Source organism: Desulfosporosinus sp. Tol-M2, from assembly GCF_059735615.1.
Genome location: NZ_JCAIJG010000049.1, coordinates 14,173 through 36,886 on the forward strand (window position 1 = coordinate 14,173; position 22,714 = coordinate 36,886).

14 protein-coding genes and 1 pseudogene are annotated in these 22,714 nt (G+C 45.6%); 10 read left to right on the forward strand and 5 right to left on the reverse strand.

Annotated features, from left to right (window positions below; genetic code table 11):
- Positions 1-14 precede the first annotated feature (14 nt).
- From AC6I5A_RS03415 to AC6I5A_RS03430, 4 genes and pseudogenes are all read right to left on the reverse strand, one after another.
- Positions 15-713 (reverse strand): class I SAM-dependent methyltransferase, encoded by a 699-nt coding sequence (locus AC6I5A_RS03415; protein WP_034611688.1) that lies wholly within the window; start codon positions 711-713, stop codon positions 15-17.
- Between the two features lie 501 nt (positions 714-1,214).
- Positions 1,215-1,658, reverse strand: coding sequence for a P-II family nitrogen regulator (locus AC6I5A_RS03420; protein ID WP_497900462.1), 444 nt, complete (start codon positions 1,656-1,658; stop codon positions 1,215-1,217).
- A 35-nt stretch (positions 1,659-1,693) separates the two neighbouring features.
- Positions 1,694-2,927: pseudogene (locus AC6I5A_RS03425) on the reverse strand (ammonium transporter); the annotation flags it as partial.
- A gap of 454 nt (positions 2,928-3,381) precedes the next feature.
- Positions 3,382-5,472, reverse strand: a complete 2,091-nt coding sequence (locus AC6I5A_RS03430) for a glutamine synthetase III family protein (protein WP_034611689.1) — start codon at positions 5,470-5,472, stop codon at positions 3,382-3,384.
- Between the two features lie 402 nt (positions 5,473-5,874).
- On the opposite strand from AC6I5A_RS03430, the gene AC6I5A_RS03435 reads away from it, so the two are divergent.
- The 10 genes from AC6I5A_RS03435 to AC6I5A_RS03480 all read left to right on the forward strand — a co-directional run bounded on the left by AC6I5A_RS03435 (position 5,875) and on the right by AC6I5A_RS03480 (position 20,705).
- Positions 5,875-6,954 carry a class II glutamine amidotransferase gene (locus AC6I5A_RS03435; protein ID WP_034611692.1) on the forward strand — a complete coding sequence of 360 codons (1,080 nt, stop codon included), beginning with the start codon at positions 5,875-5,877 and terminating at the stop codon, positions 6,952-6,954.
- Positions 6,955-6,971: 17 nt separating this feature from the next.
- Positions 6,972-8,471 carry a glutamate synthase-related protein gene (locus AC6I5A_RS03440; RefSeq protein ID WP_034611694.1) on the forward strand — a complete coding sequence of 500 codons (1,500 nt, stop codon included), beginning with the start codon at positions 6,972-6,974 and terminating at the stop codon, positions 8,469-8,471.
- 33 nt (positions 8,472-8,504) lie between these two features.
- Entirely contained in the window at positions 8,505-8,933 is a 429-nt protein-coding gene (locus AC6I5A_RS03445; RefSeq protein ID WP_034611695.1) for a 4Fe-4S dicluster domain-containing protein, read from the forward strand.
- A 5-nt stretch (positions 8,934-8,938) separates the two neighbouring features.
- Positions 8,939-10,171, forward strand: coding sequence for an NAD(P)/FAD-dependent oxidoreductase (locus AC6I5A_RS03450; protein WP_034611697.1), 1,233 nt, complete (start codon positions 8,939-8,941; stop codon positions 10,169-10,171).
- A gap of 1 nt (position 10,172) precedes the next feature.
- A complete protein-coding gene (locus AC6I5A_RS03455) occupies positions 10,173-10,895 on the forward strand; it encodes a GltB/FmdC/FwdC-like GXGXG domain-containing protein (protein WP_497900460.1) in 723 nt (240 codons plus the stop codon).
- Positions 10,896-11,002: 107 nt separating this feature from the next.
- A complete protein-coding gene (locus AC6I5A_RS03460; protein ID WP_034611698.1) occupies positions 11,003-12,322 on the forward strand; it encodes a glutamine synthetase family protein in 1,320 nt (439 codons plus the stop codon).
- Between the two features lie 37 nt (positions 12,323-12,359).
- Positions 12,360-12,929, forward strand: a complete 570-nt coding sequence (locus tag AC6I5A_RS03465; protein ID WP_034611700.1) for an ANTAR domain-containing response regulator — start codon at positions 12,360-12,362, stop codon at positions 12,927-12,929.
- 88 nt (positions 12,930-13,017) lie between these two features.
- Entirely contained in the window at positions 13,018-14,097 is a 1,080-nt protein-coding gene (locus AC6I5A_RS03470) for a carbamoyl phosphate synthase small subunit (RefSeq protein ID WP_034611702.1), read from the forward strand.
- Positions 14,098-18,141, forward strand: coding sequence for a carbamoyl-phosphate synthase large subunit (gene carB / locus AC6I5A_RS03475; protein ID WP_497900461.1), 4,044 nt, complete (start codon positions 14,098-14,100; stop codon positions 18,139-18,141). It begins immediately after the preceding gene.
- 17 nt (positions 18,142-18,158) lie between these two features.
- Complete coding sequence (locus AC6I5A_RS03480) at positions 18,159-20,705, forward strand: PEP/pyruvate-binding domain-containing protein (protein ID WP_034611703.1); 2,547 nt, start codon at positions 18,159-18,161, stop codon at positions 20,703-20,705.
- Between the two features lie 4 nt (positions 20,706-20,709).
- Here AC6I5A_RS03480 and asnB read toward each other — a convergent pair whose 3' ends face one another.
- Entirely contained in the window at positions 20,710-22,557 is a 1,848-nt protein-coding gene (gene asnB, locus AC6I5A_RS03485; protein WP_034611705.1) for an asparagine synthase (glutamine-hydrolyzing), read from the reverse strand.
- Positions 22,558-22,714 lie beyond the last annotated feature (157 nt).

Sequence of the window (22,714 nt, forward strand, 5' to 3'; positions counted from 1 at the left end):
TGAATGGGTTGTTCTTACAGTTTACCTTCGATTTCAAATATTCCTATTGATTTCATGCGGGGGATATAGAAGGGGTATTGTTTTTCACCTGTTTTTATGAGGCGCTGGGATAGAAAACTCGCCAAATCCTCCAGGCTAATTTCGGGAGAATGGGTCATTACAAAGTTTTTAGCATCCTCTATGGAAAGTAGCGGTTGTCCGAATTCAAAAGAGACTTCTGTGAGGAAATATGGTATTCCTTTGTGAATCAATTCCTGTTCAACTTCTTCGGCCGTGTTTTTTTGAAATACTCTGTACTTTTCTGGATAGAGTTCAGCTTGATTATTTTTGCTAACTACAGCGATAAGCTTTTTGCAGTGGGGCAGAAACTTTTCCAACCCGTGACTGCCAAAAAAACTGATATAGATGACATCCCAACTTTCAGCAATGTCATTGCAATCCATCACGCGAGGCTTAATATTTGTGATTTTTCTATCCTCAACACTCTTTTTCAGTGCCTCGATGGCAACCCTGTTAATATCTATGCAAGTAATGCATTTGATGCTTTTACTTAACTCCAAATCTATCAACCCTAGGCCGCAGCCGATATCACAGAGTGTGGAATAGCCCTCCAATCCGGGGGCAATCAAACCAGCGATATTTTTAAAAAAGAACGAATACTCATTGGCATCTTGATACCATCTGACAGTATTCGGATTCCAATCAAAATTCATTACCCACTATCCTTTCTACGCTTTTTAAGCTAACCTTTTGTCCAGCGGCATATATCCTCACTTTTTCAAAAACCAGCTACGATTCTGAAAGCACTCTGTCTGCCTTTAATCATCAATCTGCAGAGTCCACCAATACCCTAATTGAAAAGTACAGATTTAAAATATACATATGAACCCTTCTCAATCGTATTCAAGAAAAGGTATGAAAGTAGTCTTCAAACAGAACATAACTGCATGCCGCTATTATAACTGCATACTGCAATTAGGACAATAAAAACTATCGAAATTGGGTATTACTTATGAATACTCAATTACTTAAGGGGCTGTGTTATAAGTGAATCCCTTATGAAAACAGCCCCATTTTTGGATTGAATAGTCTAAATTTAGTTGGTCTTCCACTGGATAGCTTATTTATTGTTAATTCCATAAACTATTACCACTATATTTTTTAGGGACTATGTTTTCACACAGCCCCTAAAGCAGAGAGGACGTGGAGAGGAGTTATTCTTCGTCCTGTAAAGCGTCGTAACCTTGCTCGCCGGTACGTACTTTGACAACATTCTCGACATCATAGACGAAGATTTTACCATCGCCGATTCGACCGGTATGAAGTACTTTCTGGGCAGTTTCAATAACCGTACTTACAGGAATCTTAGAAACCACTATTTCGACTTTCACTTTGGGCAGCAAAGTGGCATCTACTCTAACTCCGCGGTAATACTCAGGAGCTCCTTTTTGCATGCCAAAGCCTAATACCTGAGTTACGGTCATCCCGGTGATGCCGATAGCGCTCATAGCTGTCTTCAATGCTTCAAATTTTTCCTGCTTGATGATCAGCACTACCTTGGTCATTTTGATATCGGAAGAGCGGACAACAGATATTTCCGGCTGGGCGGCAACGGTAGAGACAGCACCTATGGGGATGCTTGGAATTCCAACTCCCATTGGTATGCTGAGAGCCGTTTGCGAGGTTAATCCGTGACCGAATGTGTCAGGATATGCTTCTTCTCCGTGCATTGCCAAATCTAAGCCAAGCTCTTCTTCTTCAGATGTGGCACGCAATTTAATAAATAATCCGATTACTTTCAGGATCACAAACGTTGCCGTTACGGCAAGAGCAATGGTCGTCACTATACTTATGGCTTGAATTCCTAATTGGGCCGTATTTCCATAAAATAGCCCGTCTGCTCCAGCCGGATTGATTGTTTTTGTTGCAAATAATCCAGTTGCCAGTGCTCCCCATATACCGCCTACCCCATGACAGCCGAAGGCATCCAAGGAATCATCATAGCCGAGCTTCGTTTTCAGAACACTCACTGCCAAATAACAAAGTGCGCCGGCGCTTAAACCAATTAGGAGAGCGGACATTGGAGTAACAAAACCTGCTGCCGGCGTTATGGATACTAATCCTGCTATGGCACCACTTGCTGCACCAAGAACAGTTGGTTTACCACGGTGAATCCATTCCACAGCCATCCAGGACAATGCTGCAGCAGCAGCCGAAGTGTTTGTGGTAACAAAGGCAATACCTGCCAGCCCATTTGCACCCAGGGCACTTCCGGCATTAAAACCAAACCAACCGAACCAAAGCAATCCTGCCCCTAAGACTGTCATAGGAAGCTGATGGGGGACCATTGGTTCTGTCCCAAAACCTTTTCTTTTGCCTAGAACAAGGGCCGCAATCAGACCCGAAACACCGGAACTAATATGGACAACGGTACCACCGGCAAAGTCCAGAGTACCCATGTTCCTTAAGAACCCGCCAACTCCCCATACCCAATGGGCCAATGGAAAGTAGACAATCAGCAACCAAAACGTAATGAAAGCTAAAAAGGCAGGGAATCTCATACGTTCTGCAATAGAACCTGTAATTATGGCCGGGGTAATGATCGCAAACATCATCTGAAAAGCCATAAACACAATGGCTGGAATGGTTGCGGAATAGTCAGCATTGGGCTCCATGCCAACTCCGGAAAGACCGAACCACTCTAAACTGCCAATCAGACCGCCGTGGTCTGTCCCAAAAGCTAAGCTATAACCAACCAGTATCCAGAGGATAGAAGCTAAGCCTATAATAATAAAACTATTCATTGTCATACTTAAAACATTCTTTCTCCGTACCAAACCACCATAAAAAAGGGCTAATCCAGGAGTCATTAAAAAAACCAGTGCTGAACAAATAATGATAAAACTTGTATCTCCCGTATCAATCATAGCTTTTTCTCCCCTTACATTTCAATTTTTTGCAGCTAGATCCGAGTATTTATAATCCGAGTACTTATATATTTTCTCTATCACCTCCTTAAAAGAAGAGAGAACTCTAAAAAATTGGGCGTGTATGCTTCTTTGTGCATACACGCCTTTGTGTACATAAATGTATGAAGGGAAATATCAAAAACCTTAGGGATAAAAAAGAGATGGAAGGGTCTTTGGGAAGCAGAGTGGCATCTACCGGGGACAACGGATTTCCGGCTGTGCAGAAACGGTAGAGATAGCACCTGTGGGTTGTGTATTTTCTCTATCACCTCCTAAATGAAGAGAGAACCTTAAAAAATCAGACGTGTATGCTTCTTTGTGCATACACGTCTTTGTGTACAGATAATATATATGAAAATAAAAGGGAATAACGCAAACCTTACGAACAAATAAGAGATTAAAGGTTAAATGTTTAGACGCTGAAAAGCAGTTGCCCGTAAGTTGGGTAGGGCCAATATTGTTCTCCCACCAGCACTTCAATTTCGTCCGCTATAGCACGCAGTTCTTGCATGTCCAGGAAAATAAAATCGCGGTAATACTCACCCTGTGCTTGCAGAGAGCATAGATTCCTCACATCCAGCAGTCCTTCTTCCAGCTTTTTGGTCTTCTTGTAAAGGGATTCGGAGAGGGAAGATAACTTGGACACAATACTTGTCTCCAACTCGCAATTCATATCCGCTGATAAGGCCTTTTTGGAAATTGCCGTATCACTTAGATCCTTCATATAGGAGCAGACGGCCGGTATGATTTCTTTTTTGCCCATCTCCAGCATAGTAAGTGCTTCAATGTTAATGACCTTGCAATAGTTCTCCATTGTAATTTCATACCTGGAATGCATTTCTGGTTCAGTGAAGATTTTATGCTTCGTGAAGAGCTTGATGTTCTTGTCGCTGATGAAATAGGGTAAGGCATCAACTGTGGATTTCAGGTTTAACAACCCGCGCTTTTCGGCTTCTTGGAGCCATTCTTCGGCATAGTTGTTGCCGTTGAAGATAATCCGTTTGTGGTCGGTGATTGTTGTTTTGATTAAGGCATTTAAGCTCTTCGTAAAATCATTTGCGCCTTCCAGGGCATCGGCAAATTGGGAAAGTTCTTCGGCAATAACCGTATTGAGGACAAAATTTGCTCCGGCAATCGAAATGGCAGATCCCAGCATCCGGAATTCAAACTTGTTGCCGGTGAAGGCAAAGGGCGAAGTACGATTCCTGTCGGTCGCGTCTTTGGGGAAACCGGGCAGCACATCGACACCAATTTTCATTTCCGTCTTGGCTTTGGGGTCATAGACATTGCCGCTTTCAATAGCTTCCAAGATGTCGGTCAGCTCTTCACCCAGGAAAATGGAGACAATGGCCGGCGGGGCTTCATTGGCGCCTAAACGATGATCATTGGCGGCACTGGCTACAGACACGCGGAGCAAATCCTGATATTCATCTACCCCTTTGATGATTGCGGCCAGGAATAACAGGAACTGGGCATTCTCTTCCGGTGAATCTCCCGGTTCAAGCAAATTCAAACCTGTATTGGTGGAGAGCGACCAATTGTTGTGTTTGCCGCTGCCGTTAATACCGGCGAAAGGCTTTTCATGCAAGAGGCAGGTCAGACCGTGATTCGCAGCGGTTTTTTTCATTATCTCCATGGTCAGTTGATTATGGTCGGTCGCAATATTCGTCGTGGTAAAAATCGGGGCCAACTCATGCTGGGAAGGTGCGACTTCATTGTGTTTGGTTTTGGCCAGGATGCCGAGTTTCCACAATTCCTCGTCCAGTTCTTTCATATAGGCTAATACCCGCGGTTTAATGGCGCCGAAATAGTGATCCTCCATTTCCTGACCCTTGGGCGGTTTGGCCCCAAAGAGAGTCCTGCCGCAATATACCAGGTCTTTGCGCTGCTCAACCAGATCTTTATTAATCAGAAAATATTCCTGTTCAGGTCCCACTGTTGTATTCACCCGTGTAGCCTCGGTATTGCCAAAGAGCTGGAGAATACGCATTGCCTGCAGATTTATGGTTTCCATAGAACGAAGGAGAGGGGTTTTTTTATCCAGTGCCTCTCCGCTATAGGAACAAAAAGCGGTGGGGATGCACAGAGTACCGTCTTTGATAAAAGCATATGAAGTAGGATCCCAGGCAGTATATCCCCTGGCCTCAAAGGTAGCTCTTAAGCCTCCTGAAGGAAAACTGGAGGCATCAGGCTCCCCCTTAATGAGTTCCTTACCCGAAAACTCCATAATAATGTTTCCATCAGGAGTCGGAGAAATAAAACTATCATGCTTCTCTGCCGTGATGCCGGTCATCGGCTGGAACCAATGGGTAAAATGGGTGGCTCCCTTTTCAATTGCCCAATCCTTCATAGCATTGGCTACGATATCCGCAATGCCCCGATCAAGCGAGTGGCTATTTTCAATAGTCTTTTTCATTGCTTTGTAAGTATTCTTAGGGAGACGTTCTTTCATGACTTGATCGTTAAAGACCATGCTTCCAAAGATATCAGGTATATTACTCATATGGTTTACCTCTCTTCCTTAAAATAAAAACAGCAAAAGCGCCGCAGGTTTTAACCTCCAGCGCCTTTGCTGTTTATTTCTTAAAATTATTATATGTCTGCCAGTCAGATGATGTCAATACTTAATATGCAAGGTTCCTGGTTTTTTGAACTTAATATAATAAGAATTATGTATACAGAAATAAAGTATACAAAAATTATAAATTATAATATAGATTAACATAATTTGCAAGGGTATACAGTGATACATCCTGCAAATAGATTGACATTCCCATAAACATTCAATATAATATGAAAGAAATAGAGAACTAGATATTATTTTGAACAATGGCGTTCATCAAAAAACTGAGCCTGCGGGCCTTTTCTTTGATGGACGTTTTTTCTATCTAAAGGAGGAGAAACTATGCGAAAAGAAGGACATAGAAGAATACCTTCGGGCTGTGCGATATCAGGGATCTTTTCCAGAGCAGGAAAAAGAATGAGCGGAGAAGCTATCATAGAGTCTATTGCCACCATGCATGACCGTTCCAATGGATTAGGCGGAGGTTTTGCAGGCTATGGAATATATCCGGAATATAAAGAGCTCTACGCTTTCCATATCTTTTATGATAGCACGGAAGCCAAGGAAAAGTGTGAGCGCTATCTGGATAATAATTTTGACGTGGTTAACTTGTCCAAGATCCCTATCCAACAGACCAGCGGCATTACCGATGAACCGTTAATCTGGCGCTATTTTGTTAGCCCGCTGCCGCGGAAACTTACGGACAGTCAGTTAAATGAAAAAGAGTATACTGTCAACCGGGTAATTCACATTAATACTAAAATAGACGGTGCCTATGTGTTCTCCAGCGGTAAAAATATGGGGGTTTTTAAGGCAGTCGGTTTTCCCGAGGATGTTGGCAGGTTCTACCGCTTGGACGAGTATGAGGGCTATTGTTGGACTGCGCATGGACGTTACCCCACCAATACGCCAGGCTGGTGGGGCGGTGCCCATCCTTTTGCCATGCTGGACTACTCGATTGTTCACAACGGCGAGATTTCTTCCTACGATGCCAACCGCAGATATATTGAGATGTTCGGCTATCGATGTTCATTACTGACCGATACGGAAGTCATCACCTACATCATTGACTATTTACACCGCAGACAGGAACTTACCCTGGAAGAAGTGGCTAGCGTTATTGCCGCTCCGTTTTGGACGACGATTAATACCAAACCGCCGGAAGAAAGGGAAAATCTCATTTATCTCCGCAATGCTTTTTCCAGTCTGCTGATTACCGGGCCTTTTTCCATCCTGCTTGGTTTTGAAGGCGGGATGATGGCCTTGAATGACCGGCTCAAGCTTCGTTCCATGATTATTGCCGAAAAGGATGATATGGTGTATGCCGCTAGTGAAGAATGTGCCATTAGGATTATTGAGCCAAATCCCGACAAGATTTGGTCACCTAAGGGCGGCGAGCCGGTCATTATCACATTGAACTGAGGTGAACAACAACGGCTATAGATTTTTTATATCCCGAATATGAAGTAATTAGAAATTATGACAGGTGCATCAACTGTCGGGCCTGCGAGAGGCAATGTGCCAATGAGGTGCACCACTTGGATAAAGATGTGAATAAAATGGTTAGCGATGATGCCGAGTGTGTTAATTGCCACCGTTGTGTTGCTTTATGTCCAACAAGGGCTCTTAAGATTGTGAAGACCGATCATACCTTTAAAACCAATTCTAACTGGAGCGGGGAGGCAATTTCCGATGTCTACCGCCAGGCGGGCAGCGGCGGTGTGCTGCTTTCTTCCATGGGCAATCCTATGGAATTCCCCGTCTATTTTGACAAGATGCTGATCAATGCTTCTCAGGTTACCAATCCTTCGATTGACCCTTTACGAGAGCCCATGGAAACCAAAGTCTTTCTCGGCAAGAAGCCGCCAAAAGTCGCACGTGATGCCGAAGGCAAATTGATAAATAACCTGGAGCCTTATCTTGAGCTTGCCATACCGATTATGTTTTCGGCGATGTCCTATGGCTCGATCAGCTATAATGCCCACGAAAGCCTGGCCCGAGCCGCCGAGGAATTGGGAATTCTCTATAATACGGGTGAGGGCGGATTACACGAGGATTTCTATCAATACGGAAAGGCCACGATTGTCCAGGTGGCCTCGGGCCGCTTTGGTGTGCACAAGGACTATCTGCAAGCAGGTGCGGCCATTGAAATTAAAATAGGCCAGGGGGCAAAACCCGGTATCGGCGGCCATCTGCCGGGGGAAAAGATCGTGGGAGATATTTCCAGGACGCGTATGATTCCTGAGGGCTCCGATGCCATTTCACCTGCGCCGCACCATGATATCTACTCGATTGAAGACCTGCGGCAGCTTGTCTATTCTTTAAAGGAAGCAACAAATTATCAAAAACCGATTATCGTCAAAATAGCAGCGGTACATAATGTTGCCGCAATTGCCAGCGGAATTGCCCGCAGCGGAGCGGATATTATTGCGATAGATGGCTTCCGGGGCGGCACCGGTTCTGCGCCTACCCGGATCCGGGATAATGTCGGCATTCCGATAGAGCTTGCTTTGGCCAGCGTTGATGAACGGCTGAGTGAAGAAGGTATTCGCGGTGATGTGGCCCTGGTCGTTGGCGGAAGTATCAGAAGTAGTGCTGATATCGTCAAGGCTATTGCTTTGGGTGCCGACGCAGTTTATATTGCTACCGGTGCCTTACTTGCCCTGGGATGTCATCTGTGCAGATCATGCGGAACAGGAAAATGCAATTGGGGTATCGCCACCCAACGTCCGGAACTGGTTAAGCGTTTGAATCCAGACGTCGGGTACCAACGTTTAGTGAACCTGATTATGGCCTGGCAGCATGAGATTAAGGAAATGATGGGTGGCATGGGGATCAACTCCATTGAAGCCCTCAAGGGGAACAGACTAATGCTCCGGGGGGTGGGTTTGAATGAAAAAGAGCTTTCCATACTGGGTATCAAACATGCCGGTGAATAATGACCAGGCACCGGATTGGGAGGTTGGGTAACGATGAAAAGAATATACGTTAATGAAAAGTGGTGCTTGGGATGTCATCTTTGCGAATATTATTGTGCTTTTGCCCACTCTGGCCAAGATGATATGGTCAAAGCCTTGAAGGATATTCAGATTAATCCCAGAATTAGAATCGAAGAAATGAATGGTATCAGCTTTGCCGTCTCTTGCCGCCATTGCCTGGAACCGCTCTGTGTAAAAAGTTGTATTACCGGGGCTTTATCTATTCAAGACGGTGTGGTTACAGCCGATAAAACGAGATGTGTAGGTTGTTACACCTGTATTATGTCCTGCCCCTATGGTGCGGTGATGCCCTCAGACGACGGGGTTATTCAAAAATGCGAGCTTTGTATGCAGAACAATGGCGGCCAGCCGGTTTGCGTACAGGGCTGTCCCAACGAAGCAATCCTATTTGAAGAGAGGTAAGCAGGATGAATTATGTAATCATAGGCAATTCTACGGCGGCGATAGGATGTATCGAGGGGATCAGACAGATTGATAAGACCGGTCTGATTACCGTTATTTCTAGAGAAAAATACCATACCTATTCCCGGCCGTTGATATCTTATCTCTTGTCCGGGAAAACAGACGAAGAACGGATGAAGTACCGCCCGAATAATTTTTACCAGGAGATGAACTGCAAGCTCTTAACCGAAAAGACGGTAGAGAAGATTCTTTCAGATGAGAAAAAGGTGCTCCTTGAGGATGGCAGCGTTTTGTCTTACGACAAACTTCTGGTAGCAACTGGCTCCAATCCTTTCGTGCCACCGATTCAGGGGCTGGAAAGCGTGGAAAACCGGTTTACTTTCATGTCTTTAGATGATGCTTTAGCAATCCAAAAAGCAATTACCCAAAGTACCAGAGTCTTGATTCTGGGGGCCGGTCTGATCGGACTCAAGTGTGCCGAAGGGATAGCAGAAAAAGCCGGACATATCACGCTGGTAGACCTGGCGGATCGAATTTTGCCGAGCATTCTCGATGAAGAGTCCTCGGCCATTGTTCAGGCACATCTGGAGAAACAGCAGCTTGAATTTATCCTTGCGGATAGCGTCCAGGCCTTCGACGCGAATTCTGCCGTGCTAACCGGCGGCAAAAAATACAAGTTTGATGTCTTGATTGTGGCCGTAGGGGTAAAGCCTAATACCAAGCTGATCGCGGAGGCAGGCGGGGAGGTTCAAAAAGGAATTGTGACCGATGAATATTGCCGATGCACGCTTCTTCCGGATATTTATGCGGCAGGGGACTGTACGGAAAGCTATGATATTTCTGCCGACGAGGCTCGTGTGTTGGCACTTTTACCGAATGCCTATATGCAGGGAGAGTGTGCAGGAATCAATATGGCCGGCGGAGAAAAACTATACACGAAGGCCATCCCTATGAATGCCACTAGTTTTTTTGGACTGCATATCATTACGGCAGGCAGCTATATGGGTAGTGAATATGTCAGCAAGGGAGAAAACTCTTCCTACAAAAAGCTGGTTACCAGGGAAGGTTTGCTGAAAGGTTATATCCTTATTGGCGATGTGGCCAGGGCCGGCATATATACGGCCTTGATCAAGGAGAAAAAACCTTTAACTTCTATTGATTTTGAACTAATTAAAGATAAGCCTCAGTTAATGGCTTTTTCCAGAGTAGAAAGAGAAAAAATGTTGGGAGGCAGGTGAAGTGAAGATTGATGCAAAAACTATGCACTTTCAGGAGTTGAATAATCAAATCCGTTTAGCGACGGACAGTCAGATAACGATCAATAATTGCATTGGTCAACGCTATATCGGCAGTGGGCTGGGCAGCAAGGAGATAGTGATCAACGGTATACCCGGCAATGTATTAGGCGCCTATCTGGATGGCTGCTGTATTACCGTTCATGGCAATGCCCAGGATGCTACCGGGGATACCATGAACGATGGGACCATCGTTATTCATGGTTCTTCGGGTGACGCTACAGGTTACGCCATGCGCGGCGGCAAGATTTACGTTCAAGGGAACACCGGATACCGCGCGGGCATCCATATGAAAGCCTACAAGGAAAAAATTCCGGTTTTAATCGTCGGGGAAACCTCGGGCAGCTTTCTGGGCGAATATCAGGCCGGCGGAATTATTGTTGTCTTAGGGCTGCACAGCGCTCAGAAGACCCCGGTGGGGCATTTTTGCGGCACGGGCATGCATGGCGGCAAGATTTATTTGCGCTGTGAGGAACTGCCCAAGGATTTACCCCGGCAGGTTGTGGCCGAAAAGGCAACAAAGCAAGATTTGGCAGAAATCAAACCCTATCTGGAAGAGTTCTGCAAGATTTTTGGGGAAGATATAGAATATGTATGGGGTCAAACATTTTATGTGTTAATGCCTAACACGCATAATCCTTATAGACAACTTTATACCCGTAAATAGGATATTTAGGCATTGTAATATTCAGATATCACCTTCAGATATCATCTTTAGATATCACCTTAATGAAGCAAACTTTTTTTAATCTGGAATGGAAGAGGTGCAGCTCTATGAATCATACCATGACCGAAGTGCTGGAATTTATCAAGGAAAACGATGTTAAATTTATCCGGCTGGCTTTTTGTGACATTTTTGGGACCCAGAAAAATATCTCGATTATGCCCGAGGAATTACCAAGAGCTTTCGAGTATGGTATTTCTTTTGACGCTTCGACGATCAGTGGCTTTATGAACGTTGAAGAATCAGATTTATTTCTGGTGCCTGATCCTGTGACGCTCTCTGTTCTTCCCTGGAGACCCAGTCAAGGACGCGTGGTGCGCTTCTTCTGTGACATCAAGCACCCGGATGGTGCTCCCTTTGAAGGAGATGGCAGAAACATTCTCAGAAAGGCTATCAGGGAAGCTGAGGTCTTTGGTTATAACTGTAAGATAGGGGCGGAATGCGAGTTCTATCTTTTCCAAATGGATGAGAAGGGTTTACCCACTACAATACCGCATGATTCGGGAGGGTATTGTGACATTGCTCCCATGGACAAAGGAGAAAATGTGCGGCGGGAAATTTGTTTGATTCTGGAAGAGATGGGGATTAGACCGGAAAGCTCTCACCATGAGCAAGGGCCTGGCCAAAATGAAGTTGATTTTCAGTATAGTGATGCCTTGACGGCCGCCGATAATTTAATGACTTTTAAATCCGTGGTCAAAACGGTCGCCGCCCGCAATGGCCTTCATGCCTCGTTTATGCCCAAACCCCTTCCGGAAAAAAGCGGTAACGGTCTGCATATCAATATTTCGCTTTATAAGAATGGCCTAAATGTTTTTAATAACCGAAGTAAACAACATGGAGAGGTCCCTGAGAGATTTATCGCCGGGGTAATGGCTAAGATCCCTGAGATGACCGCGTTTTTGAATCCCCTGGCCAATTCATATGCCCGCTTTGGGAGATTTGAAGCACCAAAATATATCACCTGGTCCCACCAAAACCGTTCCCAGTTGATCCGCATTCCTGCCGCAGAAGCAGAATACTGCCGCATGGAGCTGCGTTCACCTGACCCCTCCTGCAATGCTTATCTGGCATTTGCCCTGGTGATTCAGGCAGGTATGGACGGAATTAATAAGCAGATACCGCTGACCCCGGCCTTTGATGCTAACCTTTATGAAGCTGATGCAGCTAAAATCAATAGCCTCACCCTGATTCCTGAAAACCTTGGCGTGGCGATTGAGCTTGCGCAGAAGAGTACTTTTGTCCAACGTGTTTTGCCGCTCAAGACAATTGACAAATTTTTAAGCAGTAAGCGGGTAGAATGGAACAGCTATACCCAAGCGGAGAACAAAGAGCAATTTGAAAAAGAAAAGTATTTTTTAAAAGTCTAGTACTTGTAATCATGAGTAGAGGAAAGGTGGTGGTGTTATGGATAGTGTGCTGGTTGTTTCAAGCACTGCTAAAGGGAAAGATTTTTTATCAGAATTCTTGATAGCACATGATTTTTCCAAAATCACTACCGTCCAAAGTGGCGGCGAAGCCCGCAGGCTGTTAAATCAGAAAGATTTTGAATTAGTGGTCATTAATGCTCCACTACGCGATGAATCCGGCGAAGAATTATCCTTGATGGTGACGGAAGTTTCCATGGCAGGAGTGATTCTGATTGTTAGATCGGAAATGGCGGACGATGTCTCCGCCAAAGTAGAGAATTATGGAGTGTTTGTGCTGCCTAAACCTCTCAGCCGAGCAATGTTCTTTCAGTCTTTGAAGCTAATGGCCGCTTCCAGGAGGAGGATTCTGGGTCTTCAGCATGAGAATGCCAAATTGCAGCAGAAGATTGAAGATATTCGCTTGGTGGATAGGGCAAAATGCACACTTATCCAATATTTAAACCTTACTGAGCCGCAGGCGCACAGGTATATTGAAAAACAAGCGATGGACAGACGGGTTAGCAAAAGAGAAGTGGCGGAAAGTATTTTGAACACCTATGAGAGTTAATAATAAAGAAGGATGCAGTTGGATCATTTGTTATACTTGATGAGATAATAAGCTGCCGGAGGGCAGCAAGAATAACGGAGGGACCGGAATGCAGCAAAGCATTTATATTGTCCTGGAAAATGGGCAAGTTTTCAAAGGAAAAACTTTCGGGGCGGCAGGGGAGGTAGTCGGAGAGATTGTCTTTACCACCGGGATGACCGGATATCTGGAAACCTTGACTGATCCGAGCTATTATGGGCAGATCGTGGTTCAGACTTTTCCCTTGATAGGTAACTATGGTATCATTCCCTCCGACTTTGAAAGTTCTTCTCTCTATTTAAAAGCCTATATTGTCCGAGAATGGTGTCAAGTTCCATCCAACTTCCGCAGTGTGGGTGAGCTTGATACTTTTTTAAGGGAGCATAATATTGTGGGGGTTTATGGAATTGATACGCGGGAACTAACCAAGATCATCCGGGAAGTTGGGGTGATGAATGCCAAGATTACCACCACGTTGGCTGATCTGGATCAAGTATTGGCAGAAATTAAGAATTACAGAATTATTGATGCGGTGCAAACAGTTGGTACCAGGGAGATTTCGGTCTCCAAAGGAGTACCGGGAGGATACAAGGTAGTCTTATGGGATTTTGGGGCTAAGGAAAATATTCGCCGGGAGCTGCTCAAACGCGGCTGTGAGGTCATTACTGTGCCGGCGGACACCGCTACGGCAGAAATTCTAAATTTTAGACCGGATGGGGTTATGCTTTCCAACGGGCCCGGCGATCCGGCCGACAATAAAGAGATTATTGGGGAACTGGCCAAGCTAGCGAAATCAGGGGTACCAATCTTTGGAATTTGCCTGGGCCATCAGTTGCTGGCCTTGGCGCAGGGAGCAGAAACCGCCAAACTTAAATACGGGCATCGGGGTGCCAACCAGCCGGTCAAAGATCTGAAAACGGGCAGAGTCTACATTACCAGCCAAAATCATGGCTATGCGGTTGTGGCCGACAGCCTGCCGGCCCATGCCCGCTTAAGTCATCTGAATGCCAATGATGGAACGTGCGAAGGTATTGAATATCAGAATATGCCTGCTTTCTCGGCTCAGTTTCATCCCGAGGCCTCTGCAGGACCAAAAGATACCAACTTTTTATTTGATCGATTTATTGACCTTATGGGGGGAGTGAAATAAATGCCGCTAAACCGGGAGATTAAGAAGGTTCTCGTCATTGGGTCGGGACCAATCGTTATTGGGCAAGCCGCGGAATTCGATTATGCAGGAACGCAAGCGTGCCGCGCACTCAAAGAAGAGGGTTTAGAGGTAGTTTTAGTGAACTCGAATCCCGCGACAATTATGACCGACAACGTCATGGCTGATCAAATCTATATTGAGCCTTTGACGGTTGAGACCATTAAAAGGATCATTGTTAAGGAATGCCCGGATAGCGTTTTATCAACTCTGGGGGGGCAAACCGGCCTAACACTTTCTATGCAGCTGGCCAAAGAGGGCTTTTTGGAGAAACATGGCGTGCGCTTGTTGGGCGCTAATCCTGAGACCATTGATAAGGCTGAAGACAGGCAAATGTTTAAGGATACCATGTTAAGTATTGACGAGCCGGTCATCCCCTCATTGGTCGTTAACGATGTCCCTGCGGCACTCACATTTGCCCAAGAGATAGCTTATCCCGTTATTGTTCGCCCGGCCTTTACGCTCGGTGGCAGCGGCGGGGGTATTGTCTATAACGAAGAGGAACTGCGCCAGATTGCCGCCAACGGCTTGCGGCTTTCTCCGATCACGCAAGTCTTGATTGAAAAATGCATCTCCGGTTGGAAGGAGATCGAATTTGAAGTAATGCGTGACCATGTGGGCAATGTGATCACGGTTTGCAGCATGGAGAATTTCGATCCGGTCGGTGTGCATACAGGGGACAGCATTGTCATTGCTCCTGCGGTGACACTTTCCGATAAGGAGTATCAAATGCTGCGTTCGGCGTCGCTTAATATCATCACAGCGCTGGGCGTCGAGGGCGGCTGCAATTGTCAGTTTGCACTTCATCCCCACAGTTTCGAGTATGCAGTTATTGAAGTGAACCCGAGGGTGTCCCGCTCCTCTGCGCTTGCCTCAAAGGCGACGGGGTACCCCATAGCGAAGGTAGCTGCCAAAATTGCCATTGGTTATACGCTTGATGAGATCAAAAACGCAGTGACAGGCAAGACCTGTGCTTGTTTTGAACCGGCCCTCGATTACGTGGTGGTAAAACTCCCTAAGTGGCCGTTTGATAAATTTGTTTATGCCAAGCGTACGCTTGGCACGCAGATGAAAGCGACGGGTGAAGTCATGGCCATTGGCACGAGCTTTGAGCAGGCCATCATGAAAGCGGTACGGGGAGCAGAAATATCCCTGGACAGTCTTAACCTGCCCAAACTAAAAAAATTAACCGATACGCAGATTGAACAGCTGCTCGCAGTGTGTGACGATGAACGTCTTTTCGTAATCTTTGAAGCACTCAAACGGGGCGTTTCCTGTGAGTCAATTAATGAAGTCACCCAGATTGACCTCTGGTTTCTAAATAAGCTTGCTCATCTTACCATACTGGAAAAAGAATTTGCCGGCGGGCCTTTAACCCAAGAACTGTATCAAAGAGCGAAAACGCTGGGGTATCCGGATAAAGTCATTGAGAGGCTTTCCGGCTGCAAGATTGAGCAGCCGCTTCGGGCTTCATATAAAATGGTGGATACTTGTGCTGCTGAATTTGAAGCTGAGACGCCGTATTTTTACTCGACCTATGACCAGGTCAATGAGGCCGAGCAGTTTATCAAAGGCCGAAATAGCGGAAGGAAAACGATTATTGTCTTTGGTTCAGGACCTATCCGGATTGGCCAGGGTATAGAGTTTGATTATGCTTCCGTGCACTGTGTGTGGGCCCTGAAAAAAGCAGGCTATGAGGTAGTTATCGTCAACAACAACCCGGAAACTGTGTCAACCGACTTTGATACGGCTGACCGCTTGTATTTTGAACCTCTGACCAGTGAGGATGTTCTGAATGTGATTCATACGGAGCAGCCTTACGGGGTAGTAGTCGCTTTTGGCGGACAGACGGCCATCAAGCTGACCAAGTTCCTGGAGGCCCAGGGAGTTCGGATCTTGGGTACGCCGGCCGACAGCATCGATGCGGCCGAGGATAGAGAACGTTTTGATGCCTTACTGGAAAGATTGTCCATTAAACGTCCGCAAGGACATACCGTGATGAACAAGGATGAAGCGCTGCAAGCAGCCAATAAGCTGGGCTATCCGGTCTTGATGCGACCTTCCTATGTGCTTGGCGGTCAAAATATGATTATTGCCTTCAGTGATGATGATATCCGCGAATATATGGCGATCATTCTTACTAACAACATTGAGAATCCGGTGCTGATCGACAAATATCTTACGGGTATTGAAATAGAGGTTGATGCTATCTGTGACGGCGAGGATGTTCTCATCCCCGGTATTATGGAGCATATCGAACGGGCCGGCATCCATTCCGGGGATTCTATTGCGGTTTATCCGGCCTGGAATTTAAGCGGGGAGCTGACCGAACGGGTAATTGCTTATTCCCAAAAACTGGCCCTGGCCTTGAACACCCAAGGGCTGATCAATATTCAGTATGTCATTCACACCGGAGAAATATATGTGATTGAAGTCAATCCCCGTTCTTCCCGCACTATTCCCTATATCAGTAAAGTTACCGGGGTGCCGATGGTCGATCTGGCAACCAGAGCCATGCTGGGGGAAAAATTAAGAGCGATGGGTTATGGGACGGGGCTATATAAAACACCACCTTATATAGCCGTGAAGGTACCGGTTTTTTCATTTGAAAAACTCATTGATGTGGATGTGCATCTGGGTCCGGAGATGAAGTCTACGGGTGAAGTGCTGGGCATTGGCAAATCCTTGGCTGAAGCACTTTATAAGGGATTGGTGGCAGCCGGCTATCAGATGGTCAAGCAGGGCGGAGTGCTGATAACGGTACGCGACAGCGATAAATTGGAGATTGTCGATATTGTCAAGAAATATGCCAAGTTGGGTTTTACTCTTTATGCTACCCGCGGAACGGCCAGGATTTTGGAAAAAGCTGGTCTGCAAGTAATTCCCGTTAAGAAGATTCATGAAGCAGATCACGATAATATTCAAACCCTGCTGGAAAGCGGTAAAATCAATTATATTATTTCTACGTCTTCCAAGGGCAGGCTGCCCAGCCGGGATAGCGTGAAAATCCGCCGTAAGGCGGTGGAAACGGCGATTCCCTGCCTGACCTCCTTGGATACTGCCAATGCCCTGGCCAATAGTTTGAAAAGCCGCTACTCTCAGAACAGCACCGAGTTGGTGGATATTAATAATATGAGAAGTGAACGTCTGAAGCTCAACTTCACCAAAATGCAGTCCTGCGGCAACGACTACATCTATTTTGATTGTTTCCACCAGAATGTGGTTAGCCCGGAATCCTTGAGTGTGTATTTATCCGACAGGTATTATGGCATTGGCGGTGATGGAATTGTGCTGATTTGTCCGTCAGATAAGGCTGAGGCTAAAATGCGGATGTTTAATTTAGATGGCAGCGAAGGCAAAATGAGTGGCAATGCGCTTACTTGCATCGGAAAATACCTCTATGACAAACAGCTCACGGATAAAGATCAGATTGCCATCGAAACCCTCAGCGGGATCAAAAAACTCAAACTTTATATCCGGGATGAATTGGTGAATTCAGTGTGTGTAGATATGGGACCGGCGGAGCTTAAGCCCGAGAACATTCCGGTTAAAATGCCAGGCCGGGAGATTGTGAATCAGCCTGTGACGATTGATGGCCGGGACTACCGCATAACCTGTATGTCCATGGGAAATCCGCATTGTGTTGTCTTTGAAGACAGTCTGGAAAGCATTAAGATGGAGATAGAAGGTCCGGCCTTCGAATATTCACCAATATTTCCGGAACGAGTGAACGTGGAATTCGTAACGGTTATTGACAAAAATACCCTTAAAATGCGGGTGTGGGAACGGGGAAGCGGGGAAACCATGGCAGCCGGAACCAGTGCCTGCGCTGCTGCGGCAGCCGCAGTGCTTAACGGCTACTGTAATAAAGAAGAGTTTATTACAGTCAAACTCAGGGGAGGCGATCTGGTGGTGAAATATACTGATGAAACGGTGTATATGACCGGAAAACCCGAAAAGGTCTTTGAAGGGGTCGTGGAAATATAGAAACTGAGGTGCTCGGAATGGGAATACACGATAAAATAAGTTCAGGGTTAAAAGGGTTCGATCAGATGGTCGACCACCTCCGCCTGGGAGATAATGTGGTTTGGCAAGTTGATTCCGTAGCTGATTACAAAATCATGGTTGAACCTTATGTTACCCAAGCTCAGTTGGATGGGAGAAAGCTGATCTATGTCCGTTTTGGCCTCCATGAAGCACTGTTGCAGGATAGTCCGCATGTCAAAATCTATCAGCTTGAAGCTCAAAAAGGTTTTGAAAGTTTGGCCATAGCTGTTCACGATCTGATTGAACTGGAGGGCCGAATGGCTTTTTATGTTTTTGACTGTCTAACGGATTTACTGAAATATTGGTATTCCGACTTAATGATTGGCAACTTTTTTAAAGTAACCTGTCCTTTCCTGTTCGCCCTGGACACCATAGCTTATTTTGCTATTATCCGTAATGTTCATACCAACAGCACTATCGCGGGTATTCGTGAAACAACCCAGCTTTTGTTGGATTTATACCAGGTTAACGATAAATATTATATTCATTCCCTTAAGGTTTGGCAGCGTTATTCTCCCACCATGTTTCTCCCTCATCTTATTCAAGGGCAGGATACGGTCTGTATTACCGCGAGTTCCGAAGCCGCCGAGTTGTTTTCCAGCATCAGCCGCAGTGAGGAAAAACTGGATCATTGGGATGTTGTTTTTCATCAGGCTAAGGAAGCACTCGCTTTGGCTCCGCAAGAACAGAACAAAATAAAAAGGCAGCTCATGTCCATGCTGATCGGCAGTGAGTCCAGGATGTTTGAGTTATGTGACCGTTATTTTACCTTAAAGGATATTCTGAAAATAGCAGCCAGAGAGGTTGGAACAGGTTTTATCGGGGGAAAAAGCGTGGGTATGCTTGTGGCCAGAAAAATTCTGGAGGAGGAAGGCAAAGACCGCTTCAAACCTATTCTGGAGCCTCATGATTCCTACTATATTGGATCAGATGTTTTCTATACCTATATTGTCCAAAACGGTTGGTGGGAATTGCGCACCAAACAGAAAACGGCAGAAGGGTATTTTCAATATGCTCCTGAGTTAAAAGAAAAGATTCTGAAGGGAGAATTTTCTGAGAATATTCAGGAGAAATTTGTACAGATGCTGGAGTATTTCGGGCAATCCCCTATAATTGTGCGTTCCAGCTCCTTGCTGGAGGATAATTTCGGCAACGCTTTTGCAGGCAAATATGAAAGCTTTTTTTGTGTTAACCAGGGAACTCCTGAAGAACGATATAAAGCTTTCGAACAGGCTGTGCGTAATGTTTATGCCAGCACAATGAACGAGGACGCCCTTGCCTATCGAATGAACAGAGGACTTTTTAATAAAGACGAGCAGATGGCTATTCTGGTTCAGCGCGTCTCCGGAGATAATTATCAGGAAAGCTTCTTTCCCCATGCGGCAGGGGTGGGGAATTCTACGAATATTTATCTATGGGATAAAAACATAGATATGGAGGCAGGAGTGCTTCGTCTTGTCCTTGGTCTTGGTACGAGAGCAGTGGACAGAACGGTGGGGGATTATGCTAAAATTGTGACCCTGGACGATCCCTTACGCTTGCCCTTAGTCGATTATGAAGACCGGAATAAATTCTCCCAGCGTCTTGTGGATCTGCTCTCTTTAAAAAGCAATGTCTTAACAAGCGAAAAACTAGAAGAAATCCTTACTTATGATTTGAAAGTAGATAAAAATCTGTTGGTCAGTATTGATTACGGGACAATCAACTATCTGCGTCAGATGGGATATTCTAAGATAAAAACGCCTTATCTCATTGATTTTGAAACCATGTTGAAGGATACTGATTTTCCCAGGTTTATGAGAGAAATGCTGGCTCTCTTGTCTAAGGTTTATGAGTATCCAGTGGATATCGAATTTACTGTTAATTTTACGAAAAACAAAAGGTTTAAGGTCAATCTATTACAGTGCCGGCCTTTGCAGACCAGGGGTTTGGGAAAATCGGTAGAAATCCCCAAGCTGGAAAGTAATCAGGATTGTTTTTTCTCCTCTCAAGGAAACTTTATGGGAGGGAATGTTCGTCTGCCCATTGATTATGTTGTTTTTGTTCATCCACGGCCTTATCTCCAACTGGATAACCAGTCAAAGTATTCCGTGGCCAGACAGATTGGCCTGATCAACAAAGCACTAAAAGGAAAAAATGCCCTGCTGATGGGGCCGGGCAGATGGGGAACGACAACACCCTCTTTGGGAGTACCTGTACATTTCACCGAGCTTTGCAACATGGCGGTGATTTGTGAGGTATCTTCCCAGGAAGGGTTTATGCCTGAACTATCATACGGCAGCCACTTTTTTCAGGATCTGGTAGAAACGGGTATTTTTTACGCGGCTATTTTTGAGGGGAAAAAAGATGTGGTGTTTCATCCTGATTACGTTCTCAACAGAGAGAATATTTTAACCTCAATTATGCCGGAAGGCACCCAATATTCAGGTGTGCTTCATATTGCCCAAACAAATGGGATGGAAATATTCTCGGATATTGTAAGTCAAAGGCTGTTATGCAGGTAATTATTTATAACTCAATGCTGACATCATATTCCATTAACCAATAATCTACCTGGATAAAATAGGCCAAAAGCTGGGGCGCATTCAGCAATTGTCCGAACCAGGGGATATTGGTATCGGGTGTTATCGCTTGGGCAAAGTCCTGGAGGGCAGTCTTCTTAATAAAGGGAAGCAAAGGAGAATCCTTGTTATCCAGAATTCGTAAAAATAAGCGCCGGATTGCTTCGAGGTAAGCCGGATTATGAGTTTTGGGATAAGGACTCTTCTTTCGCCAGAGGACATCTTCGGGCAGAACACCGGCCAAAGCCTTTCTTAAGAGGCCTTTTTCCCTGTTTTGACAGTATTTCTGCTGCCAGGGGATATTCCAGAGATATTCGACCAATCTATGGTCGGTATAGGGAACACGTAATTCCAAGCCGGTGGCCATACTCATTCGGTCTTTCCGATCCAACAAAGTAGGCATCCAGCGGGTTAAATTCAAATAAAACATCTCCCGCATTTTGGCATCGTCAGGTGCTTCTCCAGCCAAACGGGGGACTTCAGCCAAGGCTTCCTGGAAACGCTCAGCTAAGTACTTCTCCGGTTTGATTAACTCCAATAATTCGGGGGAATAAAGCCGGAAGCGTTCCTCGGCCCGGCGTGTCCAGGGGAAAGTCTGAAGCTCGGATGGTTCCTGGTTGTAAAACCAGGGATATCCTCCAAAAACCTCATCCGCTCCTTCTCCGGACAAGGCGACAGTCGCCTGTTTTTTTATTTCGCAGCTAAAGAGAAAAAGGGAAGAATCCACATCGGTCATGCCCGGTAAATCCCGCGCCAAGACTGCAGGAAACAAGGAATCTACCAACTGGGGAGTATCGATGAACATAAAATCGTGCTTGGTATGAAAGGCGTCTGAAACAATTTTTACCCAAGGAGCATCGGGATTGGGCTGAAATTCATTGGCCCGAAAATATTTTTCATTGCCCACGTAATCTATGGAAAAAGTTCGTAAGGGCTCCAGCCCTTCCTTTTGATAGATATTTGCTGCAATGGCGGTAATGGCGCTCGAATCCAAGCCCCCCGATAAGAGAGTGCAGAGGGGAACATCGGAGACAAGCTGACGTTTAATGGCATCAAGAACTAACTCTCTGACCGAGCACACTGTCTCTGCCAAAGATTCCAGGTGCGGCCGGCTGACTAAAGACCAATACTGCCGGATATGAATACCGTTGTGATCTACAGTCATACTGTAACCGGGCTTCAACTCGGAAATTTGGGCAAATACTCCATGACCAGGGGTACGAGCGGGACCCATGACAAAAATCTCAGTTAAACCTTCCCTGTTAATGGTAGATGAAACCAGGGGATGAGCCAGAAGGGCTTTAATCTCTGAAGCAAAGAGAAAAGAGCTTCCCCGCTGACTATAGAATAATGGTTTGACGCCGATGCGGTCTCGGGCTAAAAATAATCGATTTTTTTGCTCGTCCCAGATAGCAAAGGCAAAGATTCCATTGAACTTCCGGAGACATCTTTCGCCCCATTCTATATAAGACTGGAGCAATACTTCCGTATCAGACCATCCCTCGAAGGTATGACCAAGGGAAATTAACTCTTGGCGGACATCACTGGTATTGTATAATTCCCCGTTATAAACCAGTACATAAGTATTGTTCCTTGTTCGGCGGATCATTGGTTGCTGTCCCCCTTGAGGATCTACTACTACCAGCCGGCGATGGCCGAAAGCAGTATGTTCGGAAAACCAATAACCTGCAGCATCCGGACCGCGGGGGATAAGCCTGTTGGTCATGTTCTCCAAAACAGGAGTTTCCATATTTAGATTCCGGGAAAAATCTGTCCAGCCTACAATTCCACACATAAATTTGTACCTCCCGAACAAAAAAACGTCTTGGATTTAGAATAGCTATGTAAGAAATAGCTACTTAATCTCAAGGACGCCATTGTCCAAATATTCGTTGTTTGCTTATTATATGCTGGGAAATTGGAATATTGCATTATTTTTGAACAGGGCACGT